11 protein-coding genes are annotated in these 11611 nt (G+C 66.8%); 8 read left to right on the top strand and 3 right to left on the bottom strand.

Translation table 11 applies throughout. The annotated features are described in order from the left end of the window. Window positions 1-22: 22 nt before the first annotated feature. Window positions 23-436, bottom strand: a complete 414-nt coding sequence (locus ACE37B_RS19600) for a YccF domain-containing protein (RefSeq protein ID WP_409925030.1) — start codon at window positions 434-436, stop codon at window positions 23-25. A gap of 130 nt (window positions 437-566) precedes the next feature. On the opposite strand from ACE37B_RS19600, the gene ACE37B_RS19595 reads away from it, so the two are divergent. The 5 genes from ACE37B_RS19595 (at window position 567) to ACE37B_RS19575 (ending at window position 5172) form a co-directional block, all read left to right on the top strand. Then, on the top strand, window positions 567-947 hold the full coding sequence (locus ACE37B_RS19595; RefSeq protein ID WP_409925029.1) for a RidA family protein: 381 nt from the start codon (window positions 567-569) through the stop codon (window positions 945-947). A gap of 175 nt (window positions 948-1122) precedes the next feature. Further along, window positions 1123-1713, top strand: a complete 591-nt coding sequence (locus tag ACE37B_RS19590) for a hypothetical protein (RefSeq protein ID WP_409925028.1) — start codon at window positions 1123-1125, stop codon at window positions 1711-1713. Next, window positions 1710-3395, top strand: a complete 1686-nt coding sequence (locus ACE37B_RS19585; protein WP_409925027.1) for a hypothetical protein — start codon at window positions 1710-1712, stop codon at window positions 3393-3395. The genes ACE37B_RS19590 and ACE37B_RS19585 overlap by 4 nt, the downstream gene beginning before the upstream one ends. Continuing rightward, window positions 3395-4090, top strand: coding sequence for a hypothetical protein (locus tag ACE37B_RS19580; protein ID WP_409925026.1), 696 nt, complete (start codon window positions 3395-3397; stop codon window positions 4088-4090). Before ACE37B_RS19585 ends, ACE37B_RS19580 begins: the two co-directional genes overlap by 1 nt. Next, a complete protein-coding gene (locus tag ACE37B_RS19575; RefSeq protein ID WP_409925025.1) occupies window positions 4087-5172 on the top strand; it encodes a serine hydrolase domain-containing protein in 1086 nt (361 codons plus the stop codon). Before ACE37B_RS19580 ends, ACE37B_RS19575 begins: the two co-directional genes overlap by 4 nt. Window positions 5173-5370: 198 nt before the next feature. On the opposite strand, the gene ACE37B_RS19570 is transcribed toward ACE37B_RS19575, so the two are convergent. After that, window positions 5371-5814: a DMT family transporter gene (locus tag ACE37B_RS19570; RefSeq protein ID WP_409925024.1), complete on the bottom strand. Its 444-nt coding sequence runs from the start codon at window positions 5812-5814 to the stop codon at window positions 5371-5373. A 198-nt stretch (window positions 5815-6012) separates the two neighbouring features. Here ACE37B_RS19570 and ACE37B_RS19565 point away from each other — a divergent pair, with 198 nt between their 5' ends. Both ACE37B_RS19565 and ACE37B_RS19560 read left to right on the top strand, forming a co-directional pair. Further along, the gene (locus ACE37B_RS19565) at window positions 6013-7644 is read left to right on the top strand and encodes a glycoside hydrolase family 68 protein (protein WP_409925023.1); all 1632 of its coding nucleotides are present in this window, start codon (window positions 6013-6015) and stop codon (window positions 7642-7644) included. Between the two features lie 23 nt (window positions 7645-7667). Then, complete coding sequence (locus tag ACE37B_RS19560; protein WP_409925022.1) at window positions 7668-9314, top strand: glycoside hydrolase family 32 protein; 1647 nt, start codon at window positions 7668-7670, stop codon at window positions 9312-9314. A gap of 121 nt (window positions 9315-9435) precedes the next feature. On the opposite strand, the gene ACE37B_RS19555 is transcribed toward ACE37B_RS19560, so the two are convergent. Beyond that, on the bottom strand, window positions 9436-9978 hold the full coding sequence (locus ACE37B_RS19555; RefSeq protein WP_409925244.1) for a DUF305 domain-containing protein: 543 nt from the start codon (window positions 9976-9978) through the stop codon (window positions 9436-9438). A gap of 320 nt (window positions 9979-10298) precedes the next feature. On the opposite strand from ACE37B_RS19555, the gene ACE37B_RS19550 reads away from it, so the two are divergent. Then, window positions 10299-11573, top strand: a complete 1275-nt coding sequence (locus ACE37B_RS19550) for a hypothetical protein (protein ID WP_409925021.1) — start codon at window positions 10299-10301, stop codon at window positions 11571-11573. The last annotated feature ends 38 nt before the right edge of the window (window positions 11574-11611 follow it).

The following is an 11611-nucleotide window of genomic DNA, read 5'->3' as shown; positions in this document are numbered from 1 at the left end:
AATGGACCACTCACCGGCAGCGTCAGGCTCTCGCCGCGTCACTGTTCGCGTAGAAGGAGGTTGTGTCCTTGGTTTGGATGATCTTCTTGCCGAACGGCTGGAGCGCCAGGCCAGCCAGCTTGATCGACTGGATTCCGAAGGGAATGCCGATGATGGTCAAGCACAGCAATGCGCCGGTCAGGACGTAGCTGATCGCCATCAGCACGCCCGGGATGATCCACAAGACCGCACCGAGAACTCCGAGCCTCGTCGCGCTGGGGTCATTCACGACCGTTCGACCGAACGGCCACAACGAGAACTCCGCGAGCTTGAGGCATTGCCGTGCGAACGGAAGGCCCACGATCGTCACAGCGAGCAGCAGTGCCCAGAACAGCCAGCCGATCGCGATCCACACGCCGCACAGAACCAGCCAGAGCACGTTTCCTACCGTCTTCATCACCGCACCTCCGAACGAGGTGGTCGACGCTACGCACGATCGATCGTGTTCCAACGAATGCGCTCGCCGTCGGTGGCCCCGCTCGAAACACTTGCCGGAACGCCGCCGAGGTGCGTGCGACACTGCGGGGGTGGGGCGTGAACGTGTTTCGCAGGGGAGTCGGTTCGAGCGCGAGATCGGGTACTCGCGTGCCGTCGTCGATGGTCGGTGGGTGTTCGTGTCGGGCACGACCGGCTACGACTACGCGACCATGACGATCAGCGACGACGTCGTGGCGCAGTGCCGCCAGACGCTCGCGAACATCGACGACGCGCTCACACGTGCCGGCGCGAGCGCCGACGACGTGGTCAGGGTCCGGTACCTCGTCCCCAACGCAGAAGACTTCGAGCCGTGCTGGCCGCTGCTGCGCGACTACTTCGGGCCCGCTGCGCCCGCCGCGACGATGATGGTCCTCGGCCTCGCCGACCCGGCGATGAAGATCGAAGTCGAAGTCACCGCACTCACCCCCTGACTCCGACTCCGGCGCCGTCGCAGAAGCCGTCGTCTCGCCACGAGCGCGGCCTCGTTCTGGTTGACAGCTCGGGGCGGACCTGAGAGGCTCAGCGCTCGGTTTTCGGAAAGGTCGTGGGGTGGAGAGTCGGGGTCGGAGAGTCGGGCGAGCACCGGTCGCAATCGCGGTCGGAACGGTGGCGACCGGTTTGGGTATCGGTTCGGTGGGAGCCGAGCCGCTCGATCTCGGCATCGAGGATTTCGTCTCCAACGGGTGCACGTGGGACAGCTTTCCGATCTCGGTCTCGGTGACCGGTTCGCCCCGATTCGAACGTCTCGTTCGAGAGGCGTCTGCGGAGTGGGAACTCGCTGCCCTCGACCGCTTCAGGTCACGTTTCGCCGGACGCGAAATCTTCACCTTCGTCGAGAACTCCGCTGATCTCGAAGTCGTCGAGTCCGACCTCGGCAACGTGCATCTCGATGGTGCCTTCGTCGATTCGGATTCCGGCGCGCTGGTAGAGGTGTGCGGTCAGTCCGGAGCGGTCTCAGGAGCGAACACCGTCGTCGTCAACTCGTTCTCGGGGCGTTCGCTCAGCGACCGGCAGTATCGAAACGTGATCGGCCACGAGCTGGGTCATGCGCTCGGCGCCGGCCATACCGGCGATCGAAACACCGACTGTTCCGTCGCTTCGATCATGTATCCGATCACCGACGACCGGCTCGACCCCCAGTGCGGGGTCAACGGTCCCCAGGCCGACGACGCAGGCGTGTTCCAGGTGGGCAAGTGAAGCGTTCGCTTGCGGTGCTCGTGCTGGCTGCGCTGGCCGCGTCGTGCAGCGCCCAGACGATCGACGACTCGCAGGAGCTCTCCGATCCCGGGGCCAGTCGGCGAGGACACGAGTCGATCGAGGCAGTCGCAGCCGACTCGACGATCATCGTCGAACTGGAGACGCCTGCAGGGTGGTCGTCGTCGGACGACGAGAATCTCGACGGGTCGACACCGGTCCGTACCCGTCTCGTCGAGCGCACGGTGATCGACGTCGTCAACGGCGCCGGCCTCGAGGTGGGGGATCTCATCACGCTGCGGGTCACCGGCGACCTCGACGACCTCGGAACGCCGTTCGTCGGATTCCACCTGCTGCGGCCGTGGGAGACCGCAGCGTCGATGGACGCCGGCACGCCGACCGGCCACTGGGTGGCGACGAATCCGTACGACGGAGGCCTGCAGGGTGATCCCGTGTCGATCCGAGCTGCGCTGGCGGCACTGGAACTCGGCGGCGGCTCCGACGGGGTGCGCGGCGAGACCTCGACCTCGCTGTTTCTCTCGTCGCCACCGGTGCGTCTGTTCGAGAGCCGAACCGTGTCGACGCTGCCGACGGTCGATGGCGACTTCGACGGGGTGGGCCGACTCGACGCCCGCGAGGTGATCGAGCTGCCGGTCGCTGGTCGAGGAGAGATTTCGTCGTCAGCGGTGGCAGCGGTCTTCAACGTCACGGCGATTCGGCCCGACCAGGCCGGCTTCATCACCGCCTGGCCGTGCGACTCGGCGCAACCGACGACAGCGTCGCTGAACTATGCCGCAGGCGCGGTGGTGTCCAACAGCCTGACGGTCGGACTCGACCCGGACGGCGCGGTGTGCGTGTACACGAGTCGATCGACCGACCTCGTCGTCGACTTCACGGGAGCCTTTGCAGATGGTGGGTTCGATTCGGTCGCACCGATTCGGCTCCTGGAGTCGAGGGATCTCGCGGAGAGCCGGACCGTCGACGGTCAGTTCGAAGGGATCGGGCCGGTCGCTGCGGGTTCGGTGCTCGACTTGGCCATCGGCAGCCGCGGCGGGCTCTCCGGCGACGGTGCCGCCGTCGTGTTGAACATCGCGGTCGTGCGCCCGGCGACCAACGGGTTCCTGACCGCCTATCCATGCGATGAAACGGAACCCTCGACTGCTTCGGTGAACTTCGCCCGGGGCTCGGTGACCTCGAACAGCGTGATCGTTCCCGTCGGCGCCGACGGCGCGGTCTGCCTCGTCTCGAGCGCAGACGCCGATCTCGTCGTCGACTCGACCGGAACGATCCCGGAGGCGCTGTTGGGCCGGATCACGCCATCACGTCTGTCCGACACTCGACCCGAATCGTCGACGGTCGACGGCCGCGAGGCCGGCAACGGACGGCTCTTCCCGGTCGAGGGCGTCGACACGCAGATCGTGTCGACCACCGGGCGCGGTGGGATCCCTGGCGACGCCACCGCAGTGGCATTGTCCGTCGCAGCGATCGCCTCGAACTTGGACCCTCCTGGATTCCTGACGGTGTATCCGTGCGCATCCGAGCGCCCGCCGACGGCGACACTGACGTTCGATTCGGGGGTGACGTCGAACAGCGCGCTCATCCCGGTAGGTCTGCTCGGCAGCGTATGCGTCTACGCGAGCGCGCCGGTCGACGTCGTGGTCGACGTCACCGGCTTCCTCCGGTGATGGAACTGACCGATCGGGTCGAGCGCCTCGACGGTCTCCCGGTCGACATCGCCGACCTCGACGTCGTGCTGCGCGACGAACACGACGCTGCGCTGATGAGCGTCCGCGTGTCCGATGGAATGGCCCGTGTCGCCCGTGTCGAGTCCTCGCCTTCCGCCGCCGGCGACGGTCGTCGTCTCGAACTCAAGCCGACCCCCGGTCACCTCCTCAGCGACGTGCTGTTCGGCGCCGCTCCACCGATCGATCGCGCCCGGATGCTGATGGTGCGGTCGGAGACCGATGCATGGGCACAGCATCCACCCTTCGACGTCGAACTCGCTCGTCAACCACAGAAGGTGGTGCCGAATGTCGACGTGACCATTCGCCACGTCTGCCGGGACAGCCTGGTCGGCGACCTCGACTTCGTCGAGCGATTCCGCGATGGGTGGCTCGTCGACCGCGTCGATCCGACCGATGCGCCGCAGGTCACGGTCTTCAGCACCTTCGCCAAACTGACGGCTGCCTACGACCCGACGCTCGATTCGTTGACCGCCGTGACGGGGATGCGAATCGAGTGCGTGAGCCCGGTGATGGTGCTCGTCGCTGCCGGCATCTACGAAGACCGGGTCTTCCGGGGATTCCTCGACCAGCGCTCGCACGCGAACCGCGCGCTGTCGGACTTCGCCCGGATGTGTCGGGCGGTCGAGACGCGATGACGGGGCTCGTCGACCACCTCACCGAACTCCTCGACCGAACCGCAGCGACCGCCATACAGGTCGAAGTCCGGTCACCGGAGCTCGACCTGAGCTGGGCAACCGGACTCGACGGAATCGATCAGCCGGTCAGCACATCCAGCCTCTTCGGCGTCTATTGCGCCGGCAAGCCGCTCACAGCGCTCGCCATCGCCAGGCTCGTCGACGACGGTCTTCTCCGCTTCGACCAGCCGATCAACCAACTGCTCCCGGACCAGCGGCTGATTATCGACGACACGACGATCGACGATCTGCTCTCCCACAACACGGGAACCTGGCGCAATCCTGCCGTCGCATTCGTCCCGCTTCGGCGTGATGTGCGTCGCGCGCACATCACGGAAGCGCTCGCTCGTTCCACACCCCCGCCGACGCGGACGTACAGCGAGTTCGTCGGCTGGGAACTGCTCGCCTTCGTGATCGAAGCCGTCACCGAGCAGCCGTTCGCGGAGTACCTGTGGTCGGCGATCATCGAACCCGCTGGGCTGTCCGACCACCTCGAGATACGACCCGAACGGTTGATCGAGCGTCGTGGCGACATTCGTCTCAACGTCTCCGACGTGGCCGGTACACCGGTGCCGCTCGTGTGGGAACGCAGCATCGACAACCTCGGCGATCCGTGCGCATCGATCGGTCTCTACGCCTCGATGCGCGGTCTGGTCGACCTGTACGTCACCCTCGGGCGATCCCTCACTGCGCCCGGTTTGGTCTCGTCTCGATCGTTGCATCATCTCGTGGAGCCCGCCGGCGAAGCGGCGTTCGACCGGGTGCTCGACCGGCCAGCCCGCCACGCGCACGGGTTCATGGTCGACCTTCCGCACCACGGGTTCCCCGGGCTCAGCGAACGGAGCTTCGGACACTCTGGTCTGAGTGGGATGACGTTCGCCGGACACGACCCCGACCGTCAACTGTCGTTCGCAGTTCACGTCAACCTCTCCACGAACACCGATGACGGGTCGGCGTCCGAGACGCCGATCGCCGTGCAGCGACGTCACGACATCGTCGACCAGATCCTCCGCGAGTATGGCGATCGCGCGGATGGTGCCTGACACCACGTTGACTCGGGCCGGAGCAGAGTGAGTCACCGTGATGCACTGTGCTCCGGCAAGCGGGGCGGTCGACCGTTGGCCCACGTCCGGGTCAGCAGCGGGCTCGAGCGATCCGGCGGACGCGTTCTGTCGCCGCCGCCACCGTCACGTTCCGCCACCGTCACGTTCCGACGAGCAGTTCCACGAATCGTGTGCGCGTCAGTGTGGGGCGGTCAGTTTGACGGCGGCGATGGACGCGACGAGGGCGGCGATGGCGACCAGGTTCGCCGGGCTCGTGACCTGCTGGCGCAGCGTCACCCCGACGGCGAACGTGCCCAGGGCGCCGATGCCCACCCAGATCGCGTACGCAGTGCCGATCGGGAGCGTGCGCACTGCGGTCGCCAGCAAGAACATGCTCAGCGCCAGCGCGACGACGAAGCCGACGGTCGGCCACAGCCGGGTGAACCCCTTCGTGTCGGCGAGCAACGACGCCCAGACCACCTCGAACAGACCAGCGACGATCAACAACAGCCATGCCACGACGATGCCTCCTGCCCCCGTCGTCTCGGCCGGTACGGGAGCGCCTCGTCGGTGCAGTGGATGACCCGCTACGAGCTCCAGGCTACGGGCGATGGAGACGACGTGGATGGAGACAGACGTCATCGTCCCCGGGCTAGATGAAGCCAGAACGCCCAGGGTCAGGCACCAGCTGTTCCGCACCAGCTGTTCCGTGGATGTGGTGACTGACACCAGATGGATCCGAAACCAGATGGATGAGGCCGAGTGGCGCGAAATCGCAGGGTGTGGTGGGGTTTGTGGGGTGGTCGTTTCGTGTGTCGGAGGCGCGGGTAGGGCCAACTCATGCGTAGAAAGTTCCTTCCTCTCGCTGCGGCATCGGCATTGTTCGTCGCCGCAGCCGCCTGCTCGGACGACGACACGTCGGAGGTGACCGTTCCGACGACGATCGACTCGATCGACGACGAGCTCGACATCGATCCGATCACCACCGACTCGATGGATCCGACGACCACCGAGTCGTCCGACACGACCGAGCCGGACGACACCACGACCACCGAACCGACCGACACCACCGATCCTGACGCGCCGGCGGTCGTCACCGGATTCGCAGGGTCATGGCTCGCTGACGATCTCGCGAGTCTGGAACTCACCGAGCCCAACACGATCCCCGTGATCGACTCGGCGCTCGCTGACGAGCGCGTGTCCGACGATCACTGGGTCTGGGACTGGTGGCCGGTGCGCGACCGTGACGGCCAGGTCGCCGAGATCGACGGTGTGAGTATCGCCGTCGCCCTGTCGGCCCCGGCCGACGTGCTACCCGGCAAGCGTCACGACATCGCGACGCACCGCTATCTCGTGACCGACGACGGCGGCCGTAGCTGGACCGACGGCGGCGAGCTCTTCCCCGAAGACTCCCAGGAACTGCTCGGTACCCGCCAGTGGGCCGGCTCAGCCATGTACGACGACGAGACCGGAACCCTCTACGCCTTCTACACCGCCGCCGGCGAGGACGACGACAACGACCGCGCAGAGTCGACCACGTCGACCACCACCGAGTCGAGCGACGAGCCGAGCGGCATCCGGTCGACCGAATCGACGACCAGCCTTGCCAGCACCGAGCCGACGACCACCGAGTCGACTGGTTCCGACGAACCTGCACCCGACGACGACCAGGTGGCGCCATCCGGTGGATCCGTCGGCGACGACATCTCGTATCGCCAGCGACTCGCCGTGGCGACGGCCGAGCTGTCGATCGTCGATGGCGAGGTGCGCTTCGACGACTGGTCCGACCACGAGGTGCTGCTGACCGGCGCCGAGACCGGGCTGTACGCCACCACGCAGGCGACCGAAGGCGGCGCTGGCCAGATCGATGCGTTCCGTGACCCGTGGTATCACCGTGACGAGGAGACCGGCGAGGAGTACCTCCTGTTCACCGCCACGATGCCCTACGCCGAATGCGAGGGTGACGGCGTGGTCGGTATCGCCCGTGCGACGACCGACGACCTCCGCGAGTGGGAGGTGCTCCCCCCGATGTTCGACGGCCACTGCATCAACAACGAACTCGAGCGGCCCCACATCGTGATCGAGGACGACCTCTCCTACCTGCTGTTCACCACCCACGCCCACACGTTCCGTGACGGCACGTCCGGGCCCGAGGGTCTGTACGGCTTCGTCGCCGACGACTTCCTCGGTACCTACGAACCGTTGAACGAGACGGGCCTCGTGCTCGCCAACCCGGAGGAAGCGCCGTATCAGGCGTACTCGTGGATGACCCTTCCCAACGGCGTCGCAACGAGCTTCTTCCAGTTCTTCGACATCGGTGGCGACGTGGAGATCAGCTACATCGGTGACCAGTCGCCCGAGTTCCAGCGGGAACACTTCGGCGGCACGTTCGCTCCGAGCCTGCTCATCGACTTCGTCGACGACGCCACCGAGATCGTCGAAGTCCTGGAGCCCGGCCAGCTCGCTCCCTGATGGCGACGCGACCCGCTCAGCGGATGCCGCGTTCACGCCTGATTACCCTCGCCGGACTGCTGACCGTCGCTGCGTTCGTCGCCGGACTCCTCGTGGGACGTGCGACCGAACGCACGACCGACACCGACCAGCCGGCCAGCGAGGCACCGGCCGTCACCGGTGTGGACGGCGTCACTGGCGTCGACGGTGTGGAGACGACGGAGCGGTTTCGCCCGGCCGTCCACTTCACACCGGACGAAAACTGGATGAACGACCCCAACGGGCCGGTCTACGTCGACGGTGAGTACCACCTCTTCTATCAGTACAACCCGTTCGGCAACCTGTGGGGCAACATCGGCTGGGGTCATGCGGTCAGCTCCGATCTGGTCGAGTGGGACGAGCAACCGATGGCGCTGGCCAGCGACCCGCCCGACATGGCGTTCTCCGGTAGCGCCGTCGTCGACCAGGCCAACACGAGCGGACTGTGCGGCGAAGATTCTGGTATCGACGATGACCGTGACTGTCTCGTCGCGGCGTACACCGGCCTCGTCGTCGACGCGAGTACAGCGATCACCCGCCAGGACCAGCGGATCGCGGTCAGCGACGACGGCGGCCAGCGCTTCGTCCCCTTCGCCGGCAACCCGGTCATCGACCTCGACCTCGCAGACTTCCGCGACCCGAACGTGTTCTGGCACGAACCGTCCGGTCGATGGATCCTCGCGGTGGCGTTGCCGGTCGAGCGCAAGGTGCTGTTCTTCGCATCGGACGACCTCGTCGACTGGGAACAGATCTCCGAGTTCGGACCCGCCGGTGCGCAGGACGGACTGTGGGAGTGCCCGGTGCTCGTCGAGTTGCCGATCATCGGCAGCGACGAGACGCGATGGATGCTCAAGGTCGACCACAATCCGGGCCACGTGACCGGTGGGTCGGGTGCGCAGTACTTCGTCGGCGACTTCGACGGCACGACCTTCACGGCGACCGAACCCGCCCCCGACGCGGAGCCGCGATGGGTCGACTTCGGAGCCGACTTCTATTGCGCGATGACGTTCTCCAACGAGCCGGATCAGGCATCCGGACGAACCTGGATCGGCTGGATGAGCAACTGGGACTACGCCAGCTCGGTGCCGACACACCCGTGGCGCGGAGCGATGACGCTCCCGCGCACGGTTGTGCTGACCGAGCGCGACGGTGCGCTGCACCTGACACAACAACTGGTCGAGGCGTTCGACGACCTGCGCGACGACCATCGACGCTACGAAGGTGATTCGATCGCGGCGATCGCCGACGATGTCGCTGACGATGCGGGCGGTGACGTACTCGACGTGGTCGCCTCGTTCGAGCTCGGTGACGCGGCGGCCGTGGGGCTCGATCTCGCAGGGGGCGAACGGTCGACCGTCCGGATTCGATACGACGTCGGCGCCGGCATCCTCACGCTCGACCGCACCCAATCGGGCGAGGTCACCTTCGCTGCGAGCTTCGCCGCGGTGCACGCGGCGCCGGTCACGCCGATCGACGGCGTCTTGTCGATGCGCATCGTCCTCGATCGCTCCTCGATCGAGTTGTTCGCCGACGACGGCCGCGTCGTGCTGACCGACCTGATCTTCCCGACCCCCGGCGCGACCGGCGTCTCGGTGATGAGCGAAGGCGGCGAATCCGGCCCCGCCACCCTCGACATCTGGAACCTCACCTGACCACCATCCGCAACGACGGATGCCTCGGCTTCGTGAACGCCCCGTCGTGTCGCTCCTCGTTGATGAACTGGGGCCACGACCCTCTGGTCTGAGCGAGTCAGTCGCTTGGCGACAGAGCCAGTCAGTCGCCGGGCGACAGTTCGTCACGGCCGTCGACCACGTCGAACTCGGGGACCGGTCGTTCGTCGAGTTCGTCTCGGGTCGTGACTTCACCGTTCGCCTCGATGTCGTCGATCAGCCACTGCATCTCGGCGATCTCGCGACGCTGGGCGAGGATGATCGCGTCGGCGAGTCTCAGCACTCGCAGGTCGGTGAGCTCGGAGCGTTCGCTCGTCAGGATCGCGATCGAGTGGTGCGGGATCATCGCCCGCATGTACGACGTGTCCTGCACGGTGGTCTGGCTGCGCACGAGCCACAGCGACGAGGCGAAGACCACGACGCTCACGGCGAGGATGGCGCCGTTGACCACCTTGCTCTTGTACATGCCGAGCATGAACAGCAACATGATGACCGCCATCGTCGACCCCATCACGAGTGCCATGTAGAAGCGGGTTTCGCTCCACTCGACATGGTCGAGGGCGAAGGTGTTGAGGTACATCAAGACGAACATCGTCACGGTCGACGTGGCGATCATCGCACCGAAGCGCCAGTACATCCTCCGCATCTCCCAGTCCTGCTGGGTCGCTCGCTCGTCCGTCACCGGCTCGGTGGTCGGCTCGGTCGCTGGCTCGGTGGTCGGCTCGGTCGTCGGCTCGGTCGTCGGCTCGTGCTCGTTCATGGTGGGCTCTTTCGTGCTCGTCGTCGGCTGCACCTCCGGACGCGTGCGTCGCACGCAGCTCCACTGGCACATGCCCGATCGAGCGGCGTCCGAAACGACGACCGAGCGGTCACTCGCATCGACATGGTGACCGACACCAGGTTGACGTCGGCGGGCGCTGGCCGGGTCGTCGTGGTGGGCGGCACGGCGTCGGTACAGTCGCTTCGATGGCGGACGAGTTGCACCGGGGTGTCCCCGGCCCGCGAACTCCACGATCGGGTGCAGCGGTTCGGCCACCTCGGCGCAGTCGAACGGCGCTGCTCACAGCCCTCCTGGCCGCCTCGGCATGTGGGGCTGCCGATACCGCGACCACGCCGACCGAGCCGACCACCACGACGGCGACCACGGGTGCGGCGACGACCCCGACGACGACAGCCACCACAACCACGCCCACCGCCAGCACCACCACGACATCCACGACCAGCACCACGACGACCAGTACCACCACGACCGCGGGCGCGGCGACCACGGGTCGGTCGGCGGAAGTGTCGCCGCTCGTCGAGGTGGCGCGAGGGAGGCTGGACTCACTCGTCGTCGCCGACCCGGATCGGACCCGGTCGCCCTACGAACGCGACGACTACGACGGCGAAGGCTGGGCCGACGACGACGGCGACTGCGTCAACACCCGCCACGAGGTGCTCGCCGCGACCAGCCTCGACGCGCCGATCTTCGACGGCTGCCGAGTGCGGTCGGGCCGCTGGATCGACCCCTATTCGAGCGAGACGATCACCGACGCCGCGCTGGCGACCATCGACCACCTCGTCCCCCTCGCCGAAGCCCATCGGGCCGGAGCGTGGCGTTGGGACACCGCCTCCAAGGTCTCCTTCGCCAACGATCAGACACCGGGCGTGCTCGTCGTGGCGTCCGGAGACAGCAATCAGGCCAAGGCCGATCTCACCCCGGATCGCTGGCTGCCTCCGGATCCGGTCGCGCACTGCCAATACGCGATCGACTGGATCTCGACCAAGTCCCGGTACGCGTTGACGGTCACTGCCACCGAAGCCGCCGCACTCGACCGAGCGCTCGGCACGTGTGCGACCACCAGCGTCGTGAGGCCGCCTGTCGACGCGCCGACTCCGAGCGTCGTCATCACCACACCGACGACCACGACCACGTTGCCGATCGCACCGACCGCCGGCCCGGGTGTGATCGCGTTGCTCTCGTGCGACGAGCGAGCCGAGGAAGTGGCCATCGCGAACACCGGCGGCGAGACGGTGTCGCTGTCGGGATACGTGTTGCACGACGAGGGCCGCAACCACGAGGTGTCGCTCGGTCAGTTCGGGTCGCTCGACCCGGCGCAACGACTCGTGATCGTGACCGGTCCGGACGCCGTCGCCGGCGACGGCCGCGTCGTCTGGAAACTCCAGAACGTGTGGAACAACGACGGCGACGTCGCCCACCTCATCGCTCCTGACGCCACCCTGACCACCCTCGCTTGCTGACGCGATGCGACAGAGTGGGTCTGACCCACTCTGTCGTT

Source organism: Ilumatobacter sp. (assembly GCF_046290335.1).
Classification (GTDB): domain Bacteria; phylum Actinomycetota; class Acidimicrobiia; order Acidimicrobiales; family Ilumatobacteraceae; genus Ilumatobacter_A.
The sequence above is the reverse complement of the archived record's forward strand: the minus strand, read 5'-3'. Positions and strand labels throughout refer to the sequence as shown.

Coding starts and splice junctions, on each gene's coding strand:
- ACE37B_RS19570 (WP_409925024.1), bottom strand. CDS start 5,814: ATGACGTCTGTCTCCATCCACGTCGTCTCCATCGCCCGTAGCCTGGAG.
- ACE37B_RS19575 (WP_409925025.1), top strand. CDS start 4,087: ATGACGGGGCTCGTCGACCACCTCACCGAACTCCTCGACCGAACCGCA.
- ACE37B_RS19550 (WP_409925021.1), top strand. CDS start 10,299: ATGGCGGACGAGTTGCACCGGGGTGTCCCCGGCCCGCGAACTCCACGA.
- ACE37B_RS19560 (WP_409925022.1), top strand. CDS start 7,668: ATGCCGCGTTCACGCCTGATTACCCTCGCCGGACTGCTGACCGTCGCT.
- ACE37B_RS19555 (WP_409925244.1), bottom strand. CDS start 9,978: ATGCGGAGGATGTACTGGCGCTTCGGTGCGATGATCGCCACGTCGACC.
- ACE37B_RS19600 (WP_409925030.1), bottom strand. CDS start 436: ATGAAGACGGTAGGAAACGTGCTCTGGCTGGTTCTGTGCGGCGTGTGG.
- ACE37B_RS19565 (WP_409925023.1), top strand. CDS start 6,013: ATGCGTAGAAAGTTCCTTCCTCTCGCTGCGGCATCGGCATTGTTCGTC.
- ACE37B_RS19580 (WP_409925026.1), top strand. CDS start 3,395: ATGGAACTGACCGATCGGGTCGAGCGCCTCGACGGTCTCCCGGTCGAC.